The following is a 19,843-nucleotide window of genomic DNA, read 5'->3' on the forward strand; positions in this document are numbered from 1 at the left end:
CGACATAGCGAATGCCGCGCGCATGATTGCCGCGCGCGGCTCCCCCACCCGATACACCGAACAGAAGAGCACCTTATGGGCAAGGCAACCGGTTTTCTGGAGTTCGAACGCCGCCACGAGGCGTACGAAGCACCGCTCACGCGCGTGAAGCACTACAAGGAATTCGTCGCGGCGCTGACCGACGCGGACGCGAAGATCCAGGGCGCGCGCTGCATGGATTGCGGCATCCCGTTCTGCAACAACGGCTGCCCGGTCAACAACATCATTCCGGACTTCAACGATCTCGTTTACCGCCAGGACTGGCAGCAGGCGATCGAAGTCCTGCATTCGACCAACAACTTCCCTGAATTCACGGGCCGCATCTGCCCGGCGCCGTGCGAAGCCGCCTGCACGCTCGGGATCAACGACGACCCGGTCGGCATCAAGTCGATCGAGCACGCGATCATCGACAAGGCCTGGGCGGAAGGCTGGGTGAAGCCGCTGCCGGCCGAGCACAAGACGGGCAAGAAGGTCGCGGTCGTCGGTTCGGGCCCCGCGGGCCTCGCCGCCGCGCAGCAGCTCGCGCGCGCGGGCCACGACGTGACGGTGTTCGAGAAGAACGACCGCGTCGGCGGCCTGCTGCGCTACGGGATTCCCGACTTCAAGCTCGAGAAGTGGCTGATCGACCGCCGCATGCGCCAGATGGAAGCGGAAGGCGTGACGTTCCGCACCAGCGTATTCATCGGCAAGGATCCGCTGCCCGAGTCGATCGGCAGCCTAGCGAAGGAAACCATCTCGCCCGACACGCTGAAGGAAGAATTCGACGCGGTCGTGATCGCCGGCGGTTCGGAAACGCCGCGCGACCTGCCGGTGCCGGGCCGCGAGCTCGCGGGCGTGCATTTCGCGATGGACTTCCTGCCGCAGCAGAACCGCGTGAACGCGGGCGACAAGCTCACGGACCAGCTGCTCGCGAAGGGCAAGCACGTGATCGTGATCGGTGGTGGCGACACGGGTTCGGACTGCGTCGGCACATCGAACCGTCACGGCGCGAAGCAGGTCACGCAGTTCGAGCTGCTGCCGCAGCCGCCGGAAGAGGAAAACAAGCCGCTCGTGTGGCCATACTGGCCGATCAAGCTGCGCACGTCGTCGTCGCATGACGAAGGTTGCGAGCGCGACTGGGCAGTCGCGACGAAGCGTCTCGAAGGCAAGAACGGCAAGGTCGAGAAGCTGATCGCGGTGCGCGTCGAGTGGAAGGACGGCAAGATGCAGGAAGTGCCGGGCTCCGAGTTCGAAATGAAGGCCGACCTCGTGCTGCTCGCGATGGGCTTCACGCAGCCGGCAGCCCCCGTGCTCGAGGCATTCGGCGTCGCGAAGGATGCGCGCGGCAACGCGCGTGCGGCGACCGAAGGCGATCGTTCGTACTACACGTCGGTCGACAAGGTGTTCGCGGCGGGCGACATGCGCCGCGGCCAGTCGCTCGTGGTGTGGGCGATCCGCGAAGGTCGCCAGTGCGCGCGCTCGGTCGATGCGTACCTGATGGGGCATTCGAACCTGCCGCGATAAGCGTAGGTCGGTAGCCGTCGTGGAAACCGGGCGTCCGAAAGGGCGCCCGGTTTTTTTTGCGCATGCGATTCGATGACGTGCCGCGCGTGCGCTGCGTGTTCCGTATCGGGCGACCGACCGGCGTTTCGGCGCGTCAGCCACTGCCACAGGGCGCATCCCGACACGGCCCCGTGTCGCTGCTTCACGATCCTGGCGCTCCCGCAATTTCGCGAAGCGTCGCCTAATCTGATCACATCCGGCCGCAATTTCCCGTCATCCCAAACCTTTCGTTTTGTAATAATCCTTGAAAACTGTCATATCATGTCGCCCCTCGGGCCGCATTCGCGGTGGCTGCATATGACTGACCCTATTTACAAGGATTCTGGATGGAAGCACTCGTGCAAGGGCTGATCGACGCCGTCAACGGCGTGTTGTGGAACTACGTGTTGATTGCGCTGCTGCTCGGCGTGGGTCTCTGGTTCACGCTGCGGTTCCGGATGATCCAGCTGAAGGCGCTGTTGCTCAGCGTGAAGCTGGTCGGCAGCAAGGGCGAGCCGGGCAGCATCTCGTCGTTCCAGGCGTTCGCGACCGGGCTGGCGAGCCGCGTCGGCACCGGCAACATCGCTGGCGTCGCGGTCGCGCTGACCGTCGGCGGGCCGGGTGCGATCTTCTGGATGTGGATGACGGCGCTCGTCGGGATGTCGTCCGCGTTCGTCGAGGCGACGCTCGCGCAGATCTTCAAGGTGTCGCACGCGGACGGCAGCTATCGCGGCGGCCCCGCGTACTACATCCAGACGGGCCTGCGCTCGCGCGGCTTCGGCGTGCTGTTCTCGCTGTCGCTGATCCTCGCGTTCGGCTTCGTGTTCAACGCGGTGCAGGCCAACGCGATCGCCGATGCGTTCGACACGTCGTTCGGCTGGAGCCGCGCGACGGTCGGTCTCGGGCTCGTGCTGCTGACCGCGCCGATCATCTTCGGCGGGATTCGCCGGATCGCGGCGGTTGCGCAGGTGATCGTGCCGCTGATGGCGATCGGCTACCTCGCGCTGGCGGTCTATGCGGTCGCGACGCATATCGCGCTGGTGCCGGGCGTGATCGCGCTGATCGTGAAGAGCGCGTTCGGTCTCGAGCAGGCGGCGGGTGGCCTGACGGGCTATGCGGTCAGCCAGGCAGTCGCGATGGGCGTGAAGCGCGGGCTGTTCTCGAACGAGGCCGGCATGGGCAGCGCGCCGAATGCGGCGGCAACCGCCAGCACGCGGCATCCGGTCGTGCAGGGGCTGATCCAGATGCTCGGCGTGTTCGTCGACACGATCGTGATCTGCAGCGCGACCGCCTTCGTGATCCTGCTGTCGGGCCAGTACGAACTGGGCACCGGCATGGAAGGCGCGGCGCTCACGCAGCGCTCGATCGCGAGCCACGTCGGCGACTGGGGCGGCATCTACATGGCGTTCGCGATCTTCTTCTTCGCGTACTCGTCGGTGATCGGCAACTACGCGTATGCGGAAGGCAACGTCGAATTCATCACGAAGCGGCGCGGCGTGCTGCCGCTGTTCCGCGTCGCGGTGCTCGCGATGGTGATGTTCGGCAGCGTCGGGCAACTGCCGCTGATGTGGGCGATGGCCGATACGAGCATGGGGCTGATGGCGATCATCAACCTGATCGCGATTCTCGCGCTCGGCAAGTACGCGCACGCGGCCTGGCGGGACTATCGCCGCCAGCGCGCGGAAGGCGTGGCCGATCCGGTGTTCACGCGCAACACGATTCCGGAACTCGCGAACGTGCTGCCGACCGACGTGTGGGGCGAGCATGGCCCGCTGCCGCAACGTCCGGCCGCGGCCGATGCCGCAAACGTGCCGCGCGCGGTGGTGCGCGAGTCATGAACGGCGACCGGCTGCGCGTGTTCGTCGCGCTGATGCCCGATGCGGCATCGCGCGACGCGCTGCACGCGTTGCCGGTTACCCGGGGCGCGCGGCGTCCGCTGCCCGCGCAGCTGCATGTGACGCTCGCGTTCGTCGGCGCGATCGAGCGGGTGTGCTGCGACGAGCTGGCCGCGTGCCTGCCGGCGCTCGCGGCCGCACATGCGCTGCCGTTGATGCCGGTCGAACGGATCGCGTGGTGGCCGAGCCTGCCGCGCGCGCGGCTGATCGTCGCCGAGCTGGCCGCCGAGCCGGCGTGCGCGGCGTTGAATGCCGCGCTGTCGGCGAAGCTGCGCGAACTCGGTGTGCCGGCTGACCGGCGGCCGTTCCGCCCGCATGTGACGCTCGCGCGGCTGCCGCACGATGCGGTCGGGCAGCCGGCGCACGGCGGTGCGGTGAAGCGGCCGGTCGCGCTGCGGTTCGACGCGCTCACGCTGTTCGAAAGCCGGCTGTCGCACGAAGGCGTGTCGCATCGGCCGATCGTGTCCGCGCCGATTGCGCGGGCGGACGGCGAGGTGGGCGATCAGGCGGCGCAGTGAGCGGCTTGTGAGCTGCGTCGCGATTGCCGGCCGCCATGTGTATCGCGTCAGCGCATCGCGTCGACGATATCGTCGGGCCTACCGGGCCTACCGGGCCTACCGGGCGTAGCGGGCGTAGCGGGCGTAGCGCGCGAGCGTCAACCCCGACAGATCGATCTCCGGCTCCCGCCCCGTGACGAGATCCGCCACCACCTTCCCCGACCCCATCGACATCGCCCAGCCCGTCGAACCGTGGCCGACGTTCAGCCAGAGTCCGTCAATCCCGCTCGCACCCAGCAGCGGCGGCCCGTCGGGCGTCATCGGCCGGCGGCCGACCCAGAAGCGCGCCGACGCGCGATCGGCCGCGTGCGGGAACCAGTCGTCGAGCACCTTCATCAGCGTATCGAGCGCCTGCTGGCGCAGCGCGGCGTGCCGGTTGCCGAGTTCCGCGGTACCCGCGACGCGCAGCGTCGGGCCGAAACGCGTGATCGCCGTCTTCAGCGATTCGTCCATCAGCGCGGCGTGCGGCGATTTTTCGTCGTCGACGACGGCGAGCGTCGCCGAGTAGCCCTTCACCGGATACAGCGGCACGCCGATGCCGTGCGGCCGCAGCAGGCCGGCGCTGTCGACGCCGAGCGCGACGACGATCGCATCGGCGGCGAGCCGCACGTCGCGGCGCTTGCCGCCGGGGTTCGATGCATGCGGATTCGGTCCGCCATCCTCGTCGCCGTTGCCGACGATCCGCACGCCGCGCACCCGGCCGGCTTCAACGTCGAGCGCCCGCACTGCCGTGCGAAAGCGGAACGTCACGCCGTTGGCTTCGCACAGTGCCCGCAGTTCGCGCGTGAAGCGTGCGCAGTCGCCGGCTTCGTCGTCGGGCAGGTAGATGCCGCCGACGGGCGCCTGCCGCGCCCAGCGCAAGCCCGGCTCGATCGCCGTGCAACCGGCCGCGTCGAGTTCGCGAAACGTGATGCCGGCGTCGCGCAGCACCTTCAGCGCGGGCTGCACCATCTCGACGTCGAACGCGCCGCGCAGCAGTTGCAGGTAGCCGCGGCTCGCGCCGTAGTCGAACGGATGGCTGTCGCGAAACGCGTGCAGGCACGCGCGGCTGTAATACGCGATGCGCTGCATCCGCTGCTTGTTCACACGGAACCGCTCGAATTCGCATTCGCGCAGCCAGCGTGCGATCCAGCGCCACTGCGCGGCGTCGAGCGTCGGCCGGAAGATCAGCGGCGAAGCGGGCTTGAACAGGTACTTGAGGATCTTGCCCGGCATCCCGGGCGCGGCCCACGGCGTCACGTAGCCGGGGGCGATCACGCCCGCGTTGCCGAGGCTCGTCGCCTGCGCGACATCGGCTTCGCGTTCGATCACGGTGACGTCGCAGCCTGCTTCGCGCAGGTGCCAGGACGTGGTGACGCCGATCACGCCGGCGCCGAGAACGATCACGTGCATGCGGTTTCCCGAACGAAGAGGCCGCTCACGACGCGACGGCCGGATCGTCGACGAGCGACTTGCCGCGCGTTTCCGGCAGCACGAGCGCGGCGACGATCACGAGCAGGTAGCCGCCGCCCGCGACGAGGCCGATCGCCTTCACGAGCGACATCGACTGCGACAGCGCGCCGACGAGGATCGGGAAGAACGAGCCGAGCCCGCGGCCGAGGTTGTAGCAGAAGCCCTGGCCCGAACCGCGGATCGCACCCGGATACAGCTCCGACAGATACGCGCCGACGCCCGCGAAGATCCCCTGCACGACGATGCCGAGCGGGAAGCCGAGCAGCAGCATCGCGGTGTCGGTGATCGGCAGCATCGTGTACGCCATGCCGAGCGAGAACGAGCCGATCGCGAACAGGACGAACGACGCGCGGCGGCCGAGCCGGTCGGACAGGATCGCGCCGACCACGTAGCCGACGAACGAGCCGACGATCAGCACGACGAGATAGCCGCTCGTGTTGAACACCGACAGGTGGCGGACGGTTTTCAGGTAGGTGGGCAGCCACGTCGTGATCGCGTAGTAGCCGCCGAGCATCCCGGTGCACAGTGCGCTGCCGAACAGCGTCGCGCGCAGGTGCGGCGGCGAGAAGATCTCGAGGAAGTGGCCCGACACGCGGCCTTCGTCGCGTGCGCGGCGGGTGGCCGTGTAGATGTCCGGATCGCTGACGTTGCGGCGAATGTACAGGATCCACAGCGCGGGCAAGATGCCGATCCAGAAGCACGCGCGCCATGCGACCTGCTCGGGCAGCAGCGCGAAGAACGCCCAGTAGAGGATCGCGGCCGCGCCCCAGCCGAACGACCAGCTGCTCTGCACGGTGCCGACCGCCTTTCCGCGATGCTCGGGCGAGCGGATCGTCTCGGCCATCATGATCGTCACGACCGACCATTCGCCGCCGAAGCCGAAGCCCTGCAGCGTGCGCGTCGCGAGCAGCTGCCAGAACGAATGGGTGAAGCCGGACAGGCAGGTGAACAGCGCGAACGTCGCGATGGTCCATTGCAGCACGCGTACGCGGCCGTAGCGGTCGGCGAGGATGCCGGCGACCCAGCCGCCGAGCGCCGACGAGATCAGCGAGCTCGTCGCGATCATCCCGGCCTCGCTCTTCGTCATGCCCCAGGTGGCGATCAGCGTCGGAATCAGGAACGAATAGATCATGAAGTCGAACGCATCGACCGCGTAGCCGCCGAAGCCGGCGTACAGCGTCCTGCGCTCGCGCGTCGACAGTTCGTTGAACCACTGGAATGCCTGCATGCTTGCCGCCCCCTCTTTTGTCTCGTGCCGCGCTGCCGTCTGGCGGCTATTTTACGGGCGGGATGCGGGGTGCCAAAAAGGTGAGTGCCGGTGCGTGGCGGCGCGGTGAACGGTGAGGGCGGTGGGCGTTCGTCCGGGGAACGCGTGATGGCCGATCCGATCGCGCCTGGGCGACAGGCAGGCACATGCTTCAGAGCGTCAGGCCACCGTCGACATGCACGACCTGCCCGGTGATCTGCCGCGCGGCGTCCGACAGCAGGAACGCAATCAGCGCGGCGACGTCGTCGGGTTCGGCGATCCGGCCGAGCGGTGTCGCCTGTTCGGCCTGCGCCCATGCGGCGGCATTGCCGGCGCTCGGCCCGTGGTCCTTGCGCGTGAAGCCCGGCGCGACCGCGTTGACGGTGATGCCGCGCGCGGCGAATTCGGCGGCGGCGGTGCGCACGAGCGATTCGAGCGCGGCCTTCGCAGCGGCGGTGGCCGCGAACGGTGCGTCGGCGCGGTAGCGGTGTGCGACGAACGAACTGACCGCGACGATCCGCGGCGCAACCGACGCTTCGAGCAGCGGCCGTGCGCGGCCCGCGAGCGCGGAGAACGCGCCGGGCATCGCCGCGAAGGCGGACGCGAGCGCGTCCGCCGACAGACCGGAAAAGGATTGCCGGGCGGCGAAGCCCGCGTTGGCGACCAGGTGATCGAGCCCGCCGAAGCGTGACGCGGTTGCTTCGACGAGCGACGCGGCGACGCCCGGCTCGCCGAGATCGCCGGTGAGCGTGACGCACGCCGCGCCGGCCGCCGTACACGCGTGAGCCACTTCGGTGAGCCGGGCGCGCGCCGCGTCGTCCGCACCGCGCGCGTGCAGGGCCAGCGCCATGCCGGGCGCCGCGAGCTGCCGCGCGAGCGCCGCGCCGATCCCCGAACCCGCGCCGGTGATCAGCGCGATTCGTGCGATGTGCGCGGCGCGTGCGCTCAAGCCGCGACCTTGTCGCTGTCGTTCACGCGCTCGACGTTGATCGTGCCGACGTGGAACGCGGCCAGCGATTCGCGGTGCGCGATGCTGACGATCGCGGCCTTCGGCAGCCGTTCCGCGAACAGGTGGTACAGGCGCGCTTCGTTGTCGGCGTCGAGCGCGCTCGTCGCTTCGTCGAGGAACAGGAAGTCGGGCTTGTGCAGCAGCACGCGTGCACCGGCCAGGCGTTGCTGCTCGCCGGGCGACAGCACGCGGGTCCAGTGCGCGGTTTCGTCGAGGCGGTCGACGTAATCCTCGAGGCGGCATGCGCGCAGCGCGTCGCGGCAGGCTTCGTCGCTGAACGCGTCGGCTGTCGCCGGATAGGTGAGCGCGGCCTTCAGCGTGCCGATCGGCAAGTAGCTCGTCTGCGGCACGAACATCATTCGCGCGCCGACCGGCGCGTCGATCGCGCCGTCGCCGAACGGCCACAGGCCCGCGAGCGCGCGCATGAACGTGCTCTTGCCGGAACCCGACTTGCCGATCACGAGCCAGCGCGAGCCGGGCTCGATCGTGACGCTGCCGATGTTCGCGAGCGCGTTGCCGTTCGGCAGCGCGAGCTTGAGCGACGACGTCGACAGCTTCGCGCCGTCGACGTAGTGCAGGTTGATGCCGCCGTGCTCGGTCGCGGGCGACAGGCTTTCCTTCAGGTGCGACGTGCCCATCACGCGCTTGAATTCGCGCAGACGGTTGACGGTGGCGCGCCATTCGACGAGGGTCGAGTAACTGTTGATGAACCACGAGAACGAGTCGCTGACGGTGCCGAACGCGGACGAGATCTGCATCAGCACGCCGAACGAGAACGCACCCGCGAAATAGCGCGGCGCGGCGACGACGAGCGGGAAAATGATCGCGATCTGCCCGTAGAAGCTCAGCACGAACGTGAGCCGCTTCGTGTACTTCATCACGCGCCACCAGTTGTCGCGGATGCGCATGAAGAGGTTTTGCGCGTTGCCGGTCTCGGTCTTCTCGCCGTCGTAGAACGCGATCTGCTCGGCGTTTTCGCGCACGCGGATCAGCCCGAAGCGGAAGTCGGCCTCGACGCGCTGCTGCTGGTAGTTGATCGACACGAGCGGATGGCCGACCTTCTGGATGATCAGCGAGCCGACCACCGCGTACAGCGCGGCCGCCCACACCATGTAGCCGGGGATCGCGATCGGCGTCGCGCCGAGCGAAATCGTCAGCGCGCCGGCGAGCGACCAAAGGATCGTGATGAACGACACGAGCGTGACGACCGTCGACAGCAGGTCGAGCGACAGTGCGAGCGTGGTCGTCGCGAACGACTGGAGATCGTCGGTGATCCGCTGGTCGGGGTTGTCGGCGAGGCGGTCACGTTCGATCCGGTAGAACGCGCGATCGCCGAGCCACTGGCCGAGAAAGCGGTCGGTGAGCCACTGGCGCCAGCGGAAGCCGAGCATCTGCCGCAGGTAGCGGCCGTACACGGCGAGGATGATGAAGGCGAACGCGAGCGCGGAGAACTGCATCAGCAGGTTCGGGAAGTCGTGGACGTCCTTCGACTGCAGCGCGTTGTAGAACTCCGCGTTCCACTTGTTGAGCCGGACGTTGATCCAGACCACGCAGAGGTTGATCGCGATGATCGTGACCAGCAGGCCCCATGCGATTTTCCATTCGGACGATACCCAGTAGGGCTTGATGAGGCTCCATGCGGATACCGGGCGCTCGTCCTGCGGCGCGTCGGAGGCGGAGCGGACGGGATCGATCGATTGGGTCATGTGCTTCCTGATGAGTAGCCGGCGCGCGGGCCGGGCGAAGCCGGGCGCGCGCCGCGATACGGCATGCCGGGACGCGGCGCCGACTGACGGCGGGCGTCCGGATGGTCGCCCGCGCGTCTTAAACGGCACTTAAGGCCGGCGGTGACGCGGCAACCGGCCGCTCGCGCGGCCGGCCTGCGGGCATTGTGCCAGAGCGGCGCGGCGCGACGGCGAATTTGCCGCAAGGGGGACAGTTTGCGGCGCTTTCCGCTTTTATGGTCTAATGGCCGTCGACGAAACAGGGGTGCTTCGTGGCGCGGCCGGCAGATGTTCCGGGCAGCGCGATGAGGCTGAGAAAGACCCTTCGCACCCGATCCGGGTAATACCGGCGAGGGAAGTTTCTGATCCCGCCGGGTCGCGCTGGCTGCCATCCCACATGGTCAGCGCCCTTGTCCCGCCCGGCCGGCCTTTGCTGCCGGTTTCGTCCTTTTGGGTACGCGCTTTGCGCGTTACGGAAGGAATGATGACCGCACAATCTTCAGTCTTTTGCATGGTTCCCGGTCCGATGCCGCGTGCGTTCGCGTGCGGCGGCGCGTGCGCGTCGACGCTCGTCGTGCGTGCTCGCGCGGAGGGCGCGCGATGAACGCCCGGGATTCCCGACCCGATTTCGCGGTGCTCGGCGGCGGCCTCGTCGGCCGCCTGATCGCCTGGCGGCTCGCGGGCGACGGGCATCGCGTCGCGCTTTACGAGCGCGGCGGCCCGGACGGCGAGCAGTCGGCCGCATGGATCGCGGCCGCGATGCTCGCGCCGCTCGCGGAAGCCGCGAGCGCGGAGCTGCTGATCACCGAGCTGGGCGCCGCGTCGCTCGCGCGCTGGCCGCAGTGGCTCGCGGAACTGCCCGAACCCGTCTTCTTCCAGCATCACGGCACGCTCGTCGTCTGGCATCACGCCGATCGCGCGGAGGCGCCGCTGTTCGAGCGGCGCGTGCGCGCGAACGCGCCGGCCGACCTGTTCGACCGCGGTTTCGTGACGCTCGCCGGCGCGCAGGTCGACGCGGCCGAGCCGGTGCTCGCGGGCCGCTTTGCGCGCGGCCTGCTGCTGCCGAACGAAGGCCAGCTCGACAATCGCCAGGCGCTGCGTGCGCTCGCGGCCGGCCTCGTCGAACGCGGCGTCGACCTGCACTGGCACGTCACCATCGACGATGCGAACCTGCCCGCCGCGCATTTCACGATCGATTGCCGCGGGCTCGGCGCGAAACCCGCGCTGCCCGCGTTGCGCGGCATCCGCGGCGAAGTCGCGCGCGTGCGTGCACCCGGCATCGGGCTCACCCGGCCCGTGCGGCTGCTGCATCCGCGCTACCCGCTGTATATCGCGCCGAAGCAGGACGATCTCTATGTGATCGGCGCGACCGAGGTGGAGGGCGAGGACATGTCGCCCGTCAGCGTGCGCTCCGCGCTCGAACTGCTGAGCGCGGCGTTCTCCGTGCATCCGGCGTTCGGCGAGGCGCGCATCCTCGAACTCAATGCGCAGTGCCGGCCGACGCTGCCCGATCATCGCCCGGCGGTGATCTGGGACGGCGCGTCGACGCTCGCCGTCAACGGCCTGTACCGGCACGGCTTCATGATCGCGCCGGAAGTCGCGCACGCGGCGGTCGCGGTCGCCGAAGCCGCGCTCGGCGGCGCGTTCGGCGACGCCGATGCGTTCGCCGCGTGGCGCGACGCCGCGCGCTGGCCGACGCTCCTTCATCACCGCAACGACGCGCGCCAGCCGGCCTGACGCGCGCTGCCGACCGAATTCGACGAAGCCTCATGGATATCCAGATCAACCAACAGAACCTGACGTTGCCCGACGGCGCAACGGTGGCCGACGCGCTCGCCGCGTACGGCGCGCGTCCGCCGTACGCGGTCGCGCTGAACGGCAACTTCGTCGCGCGCACGCAGCACGCGGCGCGTGCACTCGCGGCGGGCGACAAGCTCGACGTCGTGCACCCGGTCGCGGGCGGCTGAGCGCCGCCGTGTTGTTCACGCTTCGTCCCCGCTCTTTCAGGAAAACGACATGACGTCCCTCACTTCCGCCGACGCGTTGACGCTGTACGGTGAAACCTTCGCAAGCCGCGTGCTGCTCGGCACGTCGCGCTATCCGTCGCTGCAGTCGCTGTCCGATTCGATCGCCGCGTCGCGGCCGGGGATGGTGACGGTCGCGTTGCGCCGCCAGATGACGGGCGGCACGGCCGAAGCCGGCTTCTTCGACCTGCTCAAGCGCCACGCGGTGCCGCTGCTGCCGAACACGGCCGGCTGCCAGACCGTCGCCGAAGCCGTGACGACCGCACACATGGCGCGCGAGGTCTTCGGCACCGACTGGATCAAGCTCGAACTGATCGGCGACGACTACACGCTGCAGCCCGACCCGGTCGGCCTGATCGAAGCGGCCGCGCAACTGGTCAAGGACGGTTTCAAGGTGCTGCCGTACTGCACCGAGGATCTGGTGATCGGCCGACGCCTGCTCGACGTCGGCTGCGAGGCGCTGATGCCGTGGGGCGCGCCGATCGGCACGGGCAAGGGCGTCGTGAACCCGTACGGCCTGCGCGTGCTGCGCGAGCGGCTGCCGGACGTGCCGTTGATCGTCGACGCGGGCCTCGGCGTGCCGTCGCATGCATGCCAGGTGATGGAGTGGGGCTTCGACGGCGTATTGCTGAACACGGCCGTGTCGCAGGCCACGCACCCCGAAATCATGGCGCGCGCGTTTGCGCAGGGCGTCGAGGCCGGCCGTGCCGCGTATCTTGCCGGGCCGATGGATGCGCGCGAGACCGCGCATGCGAGCACGCCGGTCGTCGGGATGCCGTTCTGGCACCAGGACGGAGGCGGCGCATGAGCGCGCGTTTCGCCGATGCATTCTGGCCGCCGGCCGACGAACTGGCCGAAGCGGCCGAACGGATTCGCGCGCGGCTCGGCGACTGGCCCGGCGGGGCGGCGCCGTGGCGGCTCTGCGTCGCGGTGCCCGATCTGCCGGCCGATGGCGACGTGCTGATCGTCTCGGCTGGCGACCGCGCCGCGCAGGCGCGCGCGTCGGCCGCATCGCGGCCCGCGGCGCCGGGCGCGGTCGCGATCGAATTCGACGAGCAGGGCGCGGTACTGCACACGGCGGGCGCGCGTTACGCGCTCGACGCCGCGCATCCGCTCGGGGACGACTGGATCGCCGCGCTCGCGGCGTTCCTCGATTGCGGCTTTGCGCCGATCGACGCGCTGGTGCTGGCGCTGGCCTGGCGCGACGGCGATGAAACCCGCGCCGCCGATGCGTGGCCGGTCGACGCCGCGCGGTTCCCGCGGGTCGCCGGGCTGCCGGCCGCGCCCGAACCCGCGTTCGCGCCGTGCCCCGCGCAACTCGGCCTGTATCCGGTCGTGCCGGACGCCGAATGGGTCGAGCGCGTGCTCGATTGCGGCGTGCGGACCGTGCAGCTGCGTGTGAAAGGCGCGACGCCGGACACCTTGCGGCGGGAAATCGCCCGCGCGGTCGCGGCCGGACGTCGCTATCCCGATGCACGCGTATTCATCAACGATCACTGGCAGATCGCTGCAGAAGCGGGGGCGTACGGCGTTCATCTGGGCCAGGAAGACCTCGAAACGGCCGATCTGGCCGCGATCGCGCGCGCGGGCCTGCGGCTCGGACTTTCGAGCCACGGTTATTACGAAATGTTGCGGGCATTGCACGAGCGCCCGAGCTATCTCGCGCTCGGCCCCGTGTACGCGACCGCGACCAAGGCCGTTGCTGCGCCGCCACAGGGCCTCGCGCGGATCACCCGCTATGCGCGCTTCGCGGGCACCCAGGCGCCGCTCGTCGCGATCGGCGGGGTGGGGCTCGACGCGCTGCCGGCCGTACTGGCAACGGGCGTCGGCAGTGTCGCGGTGGTCAGTGCGGTGACGGGCGCGACCGACTATCGGGCCGCCATTGCTGCGTTGCAGCAATGCTTTCCCGGACAATTTGACAATCATTGACCGCCGGGCCCGGAACGGCTTCACGACATCATTCCAATGCAGGCCCTATAATTCGGCGTTCTGCGTAAAAGGACTGTCAGCTCCGTGAGCCCCACTCCTACCGAGACACTGCTGGAACTTCGCGACGTCGACTTTGGCTACGGCGACCGCCTCGTCCTGTCCAACCTGAACCTGCGCTTCGGGCGTGGGCAGGTTGTTGCGGTCATGGGCGGGTCGGGTTGCGGCAAGACGACCGTGCTGCGCCTGATCGGCGGCCTCGTGCGCGCGCGCCGCGGCCAGGTGCTGTTCGACGGCGCCGATGTCGGCGCGCAAACGCGCGACGGCCTGTACGCGTTGCGCCGCAAGATGGGCATGCTGTTCCAGTTCGGCGCGCTGTTCACCGACATGTCGGTGTTCGAGAACGTCGCATTCGCGCTGCGCGAGCACACCGACCTGCCCGAAGACCTGATCCGCGACCTCGTGCTGATGAAGCTCAACGCGGTCGGGCTGCGCGGCGCGCGCGACCTGATGCCGTCCGAGGTATCGGGCGGGATGGCGCGCCGCATCGCGCTGGCACGCGCAATCGCGCTCGATCCGCAGCTCATCATGTACGACGAGCCGTTCGCGGGCCTCGATCCGATCTCGCTCGGCATCACCGCGAACCTGATCCGCACGCTGAACCAGGCGCTGGGCGCGACGTCGATCCTCGTCACGCACGACGTGCCGGAATCGTTCGCGATCGCCGACTACGTGTATTTCCTGGCCAACGGCGGCGTGCTCGCGCAGGGTACGCCCGACGAGCTGCGCGCGTCGACCGATCCGAGCGTGCGGCAGTTCATCGACGGCGCGCCGGACGGCCCGTTCAAATTTCATTACACGAGCCCGCCGCTCGCAGCGGATTTCGGGCTCGGCGGAGGGCGCGCATGATCAGCGCGATCGGACGTTACGTCATCGGCGGCCTCGAGCGCGCGGGCTACGGCACGCGGCTGTTCGTGCGCCTCGTGCTGGAATTCTTCCCGCTGCTGCGCCGGCCGCGGCTGGTCACGAAGCAGATCCACTTCCTCGGCAACTATTCGTTCGTGATCATTGCCGTGTCGGGGCTGTTCGTCGGCTTCGTGCTCGGTCTGCAGGGCTATTACACGCTGAACCGCTACGGTTCCGAGCAGGCGCTCGGCCTGCTGGTCGCGCTGTCGCTCGTGCGTGAGCTCGGGCCGGTCGTCACCGCGCTGCTGTTCGCGGGCCGAGCGGGCACGTCGCTCACGGCCGAGATCGGCCTGATGAAAGCCGGCGAGCAGCTCACCGCGCTCGAGATGATGGCGGTGGACCCGATCAAGAACGTGATCGCGCCGCGCATGTGGGCGGGCATCATCGCGATGCCGCTGCTGGCCGCGATCTTCAACGCGGTCGGCGTGCTCGGCGGTTACTTCGTCGGCGTCGTGCTGATCGGCGTCGATCCGGGCGCGTTCTGGTCGCAGATGCAGGGCGGGGTCCAGGTCTGGGCCGACGTCGGCAACGGCGTGATCAAGAGCATCGTGTTCGGGTTCGCCGTGACCTTCATTGCACTGTTTCAAGGGTATGAAGCGAAGCCCACGCCCGAAGGCGTGTCGCGCGCGACCACCAAGACGGTCGTGTTCGCGTCGCTCGCCGTACTCGGCCTCGATTTCCTGCTGACCGCGCTGATGTTCAGCTAAGCCTCAGCCAAGCCAAATTTTGGGATGACGATGAAAAAGACTGCTCTCGACTTCTGGGTCGGCCTGTTCGTGGTGGTGGGCTTCCTTGCGGTGCTGTTCCTGGCGCTGAAGGTCGGCAACATGAGCTCGCTGTCGTTTCAGCCGACCTATTCGGTGAGGATGAAATTCGACAATATCGGCGGTCTGAAGCCGCGCGCGGCCGTGAAGAGCGCGGGCGTCGTGGTCGGCCGCGTGAAGTCGATCGGCTTCGACACGAATACGTACCAGGCGCTTGTCACGATCGATGTCGACGGCCAGTATCAGTTCCCGAAGGATTCGTCGGCGAAGATCCTGACGTCGGGCCTGCTCGGCGAGCAATATATCGGCCTGGATCCGGGCGGTGACACCGAAATGCTGAAGTCGGGCGATACGATCACGATGACGCAATCGGCGATCGTGCTCGAGAACCTGATCGGCCAGTTCCTGTACAGCAAGGCCGCCGATGCGGGCGGTGCGAAGCCGGCAGCCGGCGCATCGGCCACCGCGCCCGCCGCGCCCGCACCGGTGGCGGTGCCGGCGTCGGCGGTGTCCGGTTCGGCCGGCCAATAACCACACGAGAGAAAACAAGAGGGAATGACCATGCACACGATCCGCATCAGGCAGGCGGCGCTGGCGGTAGCGGCAGTCGCCGCGTTGAGCGGCTGCGCGACCGTGCAGACGCCGACCAAGGGCGATCCGCTCGAAGGCTTCAACCGGTCGATGTACAAGTTCAACGACACGGTCGACACGTATGCGCTGAAGCCGGTCGCGAAGGGCTACCAGTACGTGGTGCCGCAGCCGGTGCGCGACAGCGTGACGAACTTCTTCTCGAACATCGGCGACGTCTACATCGCGGCGAACAACATCGTGCAGTTGCGGATCGCGGACGGCGTCGGCGACATCATGCGCGTCGTGATCAACACGGTGTTCGGTGTCGGCGGCCTGTTCGACGTCGCGACGATCGCGAAGCTGCCGAAGCACACGGCCGACTTCGGGATCACGATGGGCCGCTACGGCATGCCGTCGGGCCCGTACCTCGTGCTGCCGCTGCTCGGGCCGAGCACGCTGCGCGACACGGCTGGCCTGGGCGTCGACTACGTCGGCAACCCGCTCACGTACGTGAAGCCGGACGGCCTGAGCTGGGGCCTGTTCGGCGTCAACCTGGTCAACACGCGTTCGAACCTGCTCGGCGCGGGCGACGTGCTGGATGCCGCGGCGCTCGACAAGTATTCGTTCGTGCGCAACGCGTACCTGCAACGCCGCCAGATGCTGATCAGCAACGCGCGCGGCGAGGCCGCCGCGACGTCGAGCAACGACGCGCTGCCGAAGTACGACCTGCCGGAAGACGGTGCGGCACCGGCGGCAGCCGGCGCGGCCGGTACGGCGGGCGCGGCGGCGGTGGGCGGCGCGGCGCCGGCGCCCGCGCCGGCATCGGGCGCGGCGGTTGCTGCGCCGGCCTCGGGCACGGCCGAATCGCCGAACCCGGCCAGCGAGACGAACGTGCCGGCGATGCAGGTGGCGCCGCCGTCGCCGGGCGGGTTCCGGTTCCCGAGCATCCGGCTGCACTGACGGATTTACATTCGTTACAGCCGGAAACGATTCAGTCGGTAGCGTATGCGAACTTGCGCGTAAGCTACCTGCTCCAACCTTCGCATCGACTCATTCATGCAGGCTACTATGATGAAAAAACTGTTCCTGATCCCCGTTTTCGCGGCGCTGTTCTCGTTCGGCAGCGCAGCTCACGCGCAAGTCGACCAGTCGAACCCGCAGGCGCTGATCAAGACGGCGACGCAGCAGGTGCTCGACGAAGTCAAGCAGCAGACGATCAAGCAGGGCGACACCAACCGCATCATCACGATCGTCAACAAGGACATCCTGCCGTACACCGATTTCCGCCGCACCACGCAGCTCGCGATGGGCCGCAACTGGCGCACGGCGACGGCCGAGCAGCAACAGCAGGTTCAGGAGCAGTTCAAGCTGCTGCTGATCCGCACGTATTCGGGCGCGCTCGCGCAGCTGAAGCCGGACCAGCAGATCCAGTACCCGCCGTTCCGCGCCGATCCGGCCGATACCGACGTCGTGGTCAAGACGGTCGCGATGAACAACGGCCAGCCGGTCCAGATCGATTACCGCCTGTACAAGACGGCGAACGGCTGGAAGGTGTATGACCTGAACGTGCTCGGCGCGTGGCTGATCCAGACGTACCAGCAGCAGTTCAACGAGAAGATCCAGCAAAGCGGCGTGGAAGGCCTGATCCAGTTCCTCACGCAGCGCAACCAGCAACTTGCCGCCGGCAAGCAAGCGTCGTGAGCGGCTTCGAAGCCGGCTCCTCGCTGACCGTCGCGAGCGCGAAGTCCGCGCTCGCGGACGGTCTTGCGCGCATCGGCGCGGGCGCAACCGCCGTCGATTGCGCGGCGCTGACGCAGTTCGACTCGTCCGCGCTCGCCGTGCTGCTCGCATGGCAACGTGCCGCCAAAGCGCGCGGCGCGACCCTCGACATCCACAATCTCCCCCCGAAGCTCGCCAGTCTCGCGCGCGCCTACGGCGTCGACGCGCTCATCGACGGCACCGGGCGACATTGACCCTGTCCGACCGGAGCCTGCCGCGCCGCCCGGCGCGCGCACGCTTCAGGCCGCGTGCCTCCGGCACCGGCTCCCCCAGCCGGTTTGCCCTATAATCAAGCGTTTTGCGGGGCAGCCAATCGGCGTCCGGCCCCCATTTTCATTCGCAGCAAGCACAGAATAGGCGTCGCGGCCCTTGCGTCGCGCACAGTCATGTCAGCCATAGAAATCCGTCACGTCAAGAAGCGCTACAAGTCGCTTCAGGCGCTCAAGGGCGTCAGCCTGTCGGTCGAGGAAGGCGAGTTTTTCGGTCTGCTCGGCCCCAACGGCGCAGGCAAGACCACGCTCATCAGTATCCTCGCCGGGCTCGCCCGGGCCGACGAAGGCAGTATCTCGGTGCGTGGTCACGACGTCGTCAAGGACTTCCGTGGCGCGCGCCGCGCACTCGGCGTCGTGCCGCAGGAACTCGTGTTCGATCCGTTCTTCACCGTCCGCGAGACGCTGCGGATCCAGTCCGGCTATTTCGGGCTGCGCCGCAACGACGACTGGATCGACGAAGTGATGGCCAATCTCGACCTCACCGAGAAGGCCGACGCGAACATGCGCGCGCTGTCGGGCGGGATGAAGCGCCGCGTGCTGGTCGCGCAGGCGCTCGTGCACCGGCCGCCCGTGATCGTGCTCGACGAACCGACCGCCGGCGTCGACGTCGAATTGCGCCAGACGCTGTGGAAATTCATCTCGCGCCTGAACCGCGAAGGCCACACGATCGTGCTGACCACCCATTACCTCGAGGAAGCCGAGTCGCTGTGCGACCGCATCGCGATGTTGCGCCGTGGCGAGGTGGTCGCGCTCGACCGCACCGATGCGCTGCTGCGCCGCTTCGCGGGGCTGCAGCTCTACCTGCGCCTCGCGACCGGCGCGCTGCCGTCCGAGCTGCGCGGGCTGGAGTCCGACCCGGCTGCCCGCGCGCCGGGCGAGCACCTGCTGCGCCTGACGAGCTACGACGATGTCGAGCGCATCCTCGCGCAATGCCGCGCGGCGGGCTGTACGTTCGACGAGATCGAGGTCCGCAAGGCTGACCTCGAAGATGTGTTCGTCCAGGTGATGAACGGGGCAGAGGTCATCGAGGGATTGGCATGAGCGGGTTTCAAACGCTGTTCTACAAGGAACTGCTGCGTTTCTGGAAGGTGTCGTTCCAGACGGTGTGTGCACCGATCGTCACGGCGCTGCTGTATCTGACGATCTTCGGCCACGCGCTGTCGGGCCGCGTCGAGGTCTATCCGGGCGTCGAGTACGTGAGCTTTCTCGTACCGGGCCTCGTGATGATGAGCGTGCTGCAGAACGCGTTCGCGAACAGCTCGTCGTCGCTGATCCAGTCGAAGATCACCGGCAACCTCGTGTTCATGCTGCTGCCGCCGCTGTCGTATCGCGACATCTTCGGCGCGTACGTGCTCGCGTCCGTGGTGCGCGGCCTCGCGGTCGGCACGGGCGTGTTCGTCGTGACGATCTGGTTTATCCCGATGCATTTCGCGGCGCCGCTGTTCATCATTGCATTCGCGCTGCTCGGCTCGGCGATCCTCGGCACGCTCGGCCTGATCGCCGGGATCTGGGCCGAGAAGTTCGACCAGCTCGCCGCGTTCCAGAACTTCCTGATCATGCCGCTGACGTTCCTGTCCGGCGTGTTCTATTCGACGCACTCGCTGCCGCCCGTGTGGCGCGAGATCTCGCGTCTCAATCCGTTTTTCTACATGATCGACGGCTTTCGTTTCGGGTTCTTCGGTGCGTCCGACATCAACCCGTTCGCGAGCCTCGCGATCGTCACCGGTTTCTTCGTGCTGCTCGCGCTGATTGCGATGCGGCTGCTCGCGACCGGCTACAAACTGCGTCATTGATATCGACAGGCAGCGGCCGCCATCCGGGCGGCGCGCGCCGACAGGAGCCTTACACCATGTTGCCGACTCCCGAACAGGTCAAGCAATACATCGCCGGCGGTCTCGCCTGCACGCATCTGGAAGTCGAAGGCGACGGCCAGCATTTCTTCGCGACGATCGTGTCGGCGGCCTTCGAAGGCAAGCGGCCGATCCAGCGGCACCAGCTCGTCTATGCGGCGCTCGGCGATCGCATGAAACAGGAAATTCACGCGCTCAGCATGAAAACGCTGACGCCCGCCGAATGGCAGAACGCATAAACGGAAATCA

The 19,843-nt window shown here is 68.0% G+C and carries 20 protein-coding genes and 1 riboswitch; of the genes, 16 read left to right on the forward strand and 4 right to left on the reverse strand.

Features of this window, described 5'->3' with window-relative positions; genetic code table 11:
- The first annotated feature begins 75 nt into the window (after positions 1–75).
- The 3 genes from CFB82_RS02120 (at position 76) to thpR (ending at position 3,973) form a co-directional block, all read left to right on the forward strand.
- Positions 76–1,542, forward strand: a complete 1,467-nt coding sequence (locus CFB82_RS02120; protein ID WP_089483319.1) for a glutamate synthase subunit beta — start codon at positions 76–78, stop codon at positions 1,540–1,542.
- Positions 1,543–1,907: 365 nt separating this feature from the next.
- Entirely contained in the window at positions 1,908–3,398 is a 1,491-nt protein-coding gene (locus CFB82_RS02125; protein WP_089483320.1) for an alanine/glycine:cation symporter family protein, read from the forward strand.
- Positions 3,395–3,973 (forward strand): RNA 2',3'-cyclic phosphodiesterase, encoded by a 579-nt coding sequence (thpR, locus tag CFB82_RS02130; protein ID WP_089483321.1) that lies wholly within the window; start codon positions 3,395–3,397, stop codon positions 3,971–3,973. Before CFB82_RS02125 ends, thpR begins: the two co-directional genes overlap by 4 nt.
- A gap of 96 nt (positions 3,974–4,069) precedes the next feature.
- Here the strand turns inward: thpR and CFB82_RS02135 are convergent, their stop codons facing one another.
- From CFB82_RS02135 to CFB82_RS02150, 4 genes are all read right to left on the reverse strand, one after another.
- Entirely contained in the window at positions 4,070–5,404 is a 1,335-nt protein-coding gene (locus tag CFB82_RS02135) for a D-amino acid dehydrogenase (protein ID WP_089483322.1), read from the reverse strand.
- Positions 5,405–5,429: 25 nt separating this feature from the next.
- Positions 5,430–6,692, reverse strand: coding sequence for an MFS transporter (locus tag CFB82_RS02140; RefSeq protein WP_089483323.1), 1,263 nt, complete (start codon positions 6,690–6,692; stop codon positions 5,430–5,432).
- Positions 6,693–6,882: 190 nt separating this feature from the next.
- Positions 6,883–7,659, reverse strand: coding sequence for an SDR family NAD(P)-dependent oxidoreductase (locus tag CFB82_RS02145; RefSeq protein WP_089483324.1), 777 nt, complete (start codon positions 7,657–7,659; stop codon positions 6,883–6,885).
- A complete protein-coding gene (locus CFB82_RS02150; RefSeq protein WP_069246956.1) occupies positions 7,656–9,425 on the reverse strand; it encodes an ABC transporter ATP-binding protein/permease in 1,770 nt (589 codons plus the stop codon). Before CFB82_RS02150 ends, CFB82_RS02145 begins: the two co-directional genes overlap by 4 nt.
- 269 nt (positions 9,426–9,694) lie before the next feature.
- A riboswitch (TPP riboswitch) is annotated at positions 9,695–9,818 on the forward strand.
- A gap of 225 nt (positions 9,819–10,043) precedes the next feature.
- Here CFB82_RS02150 and CFB82_RS02160 point away from each other — a divergent pair.
- The 13 genes from CFB82_RS02160 (at position 10,044) to CFB82_RS02220 (ending at position 19,833) form a co-directional block, all read left to right on the forward strand.
- Complete coding sequence (locus CFB82_RS02160) at positions 10,044–11,180, forward strand: FAD-dependent oxidoreductase (RefSeq protein WP_089483325.1); 1,137 nt, start codon at positions 10,044–10,046, stop codon at positions 11,178–11,180.
- A gap of 32 nt (positions 11,181–11,212) precedes the next feature.
- Positions 11,213–11,410 (forward strand): sulfur carrier protein ThiS, encoded by a 198-nt coding sequence (gene thiS, locus CFB82_RS02165; protein WP_011350713.1) that lies wholly within the window; start codon positions 11,213–11,215, stop codon positions 11,408–11,410.
- A gap of 49 nt (positions 11,411–11,459) precedes the next feature.
- Complete coding sequence (locus CFB82_RS02170; protein ID WP_034183640.1) at positions 11,460–12,275, forward strand: thiazole synthase; 816 nt, start codon at positions 11,460–11,462, stop codon at positions 12,273–12,275.
- Positions 12,272–13,396 (forward strand): thiamine phosphate synthase, encoded by a 1,125-nt coding sequence (gene thiE / locus CFB82_RS02175; protein WP_069246959.1) that lies wholly within the window; start codon positions 12,272–12,274, stop codon positions 13,394–13,396. Before CFB82_RS02170 ends, thiE begins: the two co-directional genes overlap by 4 nt.
- A gap of 84 nt (positions 13,397–13,480) precedes the next feature.
- On the forward strand, positions 13,481–14,302 hold the full coding sequence (locus CFB82_RS02180) for an ABC transporter ATP-binding protein (protein WP_006477138.1): 822 nt from the start codon (positions 13,481–13,483) through the stop codon (positions 14,300–14,302).
- A complete protein-coding gene (mlaE, locus tag CFB82_RS02185; protein ID WP_050013133.1) occupies positions 14,299–15,066 on the forward strand; it encodes a lipid asymmetry maintenance ABC transporter permease subunit MlaE in 768 nt (255 codons plus the stop codon). The genes CFB82_RS02180 and mlaE overlap by 4 nt, the downstream gene beginning before the upstream one ends.
- Positions 15,067–15,090: 24 nt before the next feature.
- On the forward strand, positions 15,091–15,654 hold the full coding sequence (gene mlaD, locus CFB82_RS02190; protein ID WP_069246961.1) for an outer membrane lipid asymmetry maintenance protein MlaD: 564 nt from the start codon (positions 15,091–15,093) through the stop codon (positions 15,652–15,654).
- A gap of 30 nt (positions 15,655–15,684) precedes the next feature.
- Entirely contained in the window at positions 15,685–16,653 is a 969-nt protein-coding gene (locus tag CFB82_RS02195) for an MlaA family lipoprotein (RefSeq protein WP_069249204.1), read from the forward strand.
- Between the two features lie 111 nt (positions 16,654–16,764).
- Positions 16,765–17,394, forward strand: coding sequence for an MlaC/ttg2D family ABC transporter substrate-binding protein (locus CFB82_RS02200; protein WP_050013177.1), 630 nt, complete (start codon positions 16,765–16,767; stop codon positions 17,392–17,394).
- Complete coding sequence (locus CFB82_RS02205; protein ID WP_089424333.1) at positions 17,391–17,666, forward strand: STAS domain-containing protein; 276 nt, start codon at positions 17,391–17,393, stop codon at positions 17,664–17,666. The genes CFB82_RS02200 and CFB82_RS02205 overlap by 4 nt, the downstream gene beginning before the upstream one ends.
- Before the next feature lie 192 nt (positions 17,667–17,858).
- On the forward strand, positions 17,859–18,785 hold the full coding sequence (locus tag CFB82_RS02210; protein ID WP_059522281.1) for an ABC transporter ATP-binding protein: 927 nt from the start codon (positions 17,859–17,861) through the stop codon (positions 18,783–18,785).
- Positions 18,782–19,537 carry an ABC transporter permease gene (locus CFB82_RS02215; protein ID WP_011350723.1) on the forward strand — a complete coding sequence of 252 codons (756 nt, stop codon included), beginning with the start codon at positions 18,782–18,784 and terminating at the stop codon, positions 19,535–19,537. The genes CFB82_RS02210 and CFB82_RS02215 overlap by 4 nt, the downstream gene beginning before the upstream one ends.
- A 56-nt stretch (positions 19,538–19,593) precedes the next feature.
- Positions 19,594–19,833 carry a BolA family protein gene (locus tag CFB82_RS02220; RefSeq protein ID WP_006477131.1) on the forward strand — a complete coding sequence of 80 codons (240 nt, stop codon included), beginning with the start codon at positions 19,594–19,596 and terminating at the stop codon, positions 19,831–19,833.
- The last annotated feature ends 10 nt before the right edge of the window (positions 19,834–19,843 follow it).

This window comes from Burkholderia sp. HI2714, from assembly GCF_002223085.1.
GTDB lineage: Bacteria > Pseudomonadota > Gammaproteobacteria > Burkholderiales > Burkholderiaceae > Burkholderia > Burkholderia lata_D.

Coding starts and splice junctions, on each gene's coding strand:
- thiS (WP_011350713.1), top strand. CDS start 11,213: ATGGATATCCAGATCAACCAACAGAACCTGACGTTGCCCGACGGCGCA.
- CFB82_RS02160 (WP_089483325.1), top strand. CDS start 10,044: ATGAACGCCCGGGATTCCCGACCCGATTTCGCGGTGCTCGGCGGCGGC.
- CFB82_RS02215 (WP_011350723.1), top strand. CDS start 18,782: ATGAGCGGGTTTCAAACGCTGTTCTACAAGGAACTGCTGCGTTTCTGG.
- thpR (WP_089483321.1), top strand. CDS start 3,395: ATGAACGGCGACCGGCTGCGCGTGTTCGTCGCGCTGATGCCCGATGCG.
- CFB82_RS02140 (WP_089483323.1), bottom strand. CDS start 6,692: ATGCAGGCATTCCAGTGGTTCAACGAACTGTCGACGCGCGAGCGCAGG.
- CFB82_RS02120 (WP_089483319.1), top strand. CDS start 76: ATGGGCAAGGCAACCGGTTTTCTGGAGTTCGAACGCCGCCACGAGGCG.
- mlaE (WP_050013133.1), top strand. CDS start 14,299: ATGATCAGCGCGATCGGACGTTACGTCATCGGCGGCCTCGAGCGCGCG.
- CFB82_RS02220 (WP_006477131.1), top strand. CDS start 19,594: ATGTTGCCGACTCCCGAACAGGTCAAGCAATACATCGCCGGCGGTCTC.
- CFB82_RS02135 (WP_089483322.1), bottom strand. CDS start 5,404: ATGCACGTGATCGTTCTCGGCGCCGGCGTGATCGGCGTCACCACGTCC.
- CFB82_RS02200 (WP_050013177.1), top strand. CDS start 16,765: ATGAAAAAACTGTTCCTGATCCCCGTTTTCGCGGCGCTGTTCTCGTTC.
- mlaD (WP_069246961.1), top strand. CDS start 15,091: ATGACGATGAAAAAGACTGCTCTCGACTTCTGGGTCGGCCTGTTCGTG.
- CFB82_RS02125 (WP_089483320.1), top strand. CDS start 1,908: ATGGAAGCACTCGTGCAAGGGCTGATCGACGCCGTCAACGGCGTGTTG.
- CFB82_RS02210 (WP_059522281.1), top strand. CDS start 17,859: ATGTCAGCCATAGAAATCCGTCACGTCAAGAAGCGCTACAAGTCGCTT.
- CFB82_RS02150 (WP_069246956.1), bottom strand. CDS start 9,425: ATGACCCAATCGATCGATCCCGTCCGCTCCGCCTCCGACGCGCCGCAG.
- CFB82_RS02195 (WP_069249204.1), top strand. CDS start 15,685: ATGCACACGATCCGCATCAGGCAGGCGGCGCTGGCGGTAGCGGCAGTC.
- CFB82_RS02170 (WP_034183640.1), top strand. CDS start 11,460: ATGACGTCCCTCACTTCCGCCGACGCGTTGACGCTGTACGGTGAAACC.
- thiE (WP_069246959.1), top strand. CDS start 12,272: ATGAGCGCGCGTTTCGCCGATGCATTCTGGCCGCCGGCCGACGAACTG.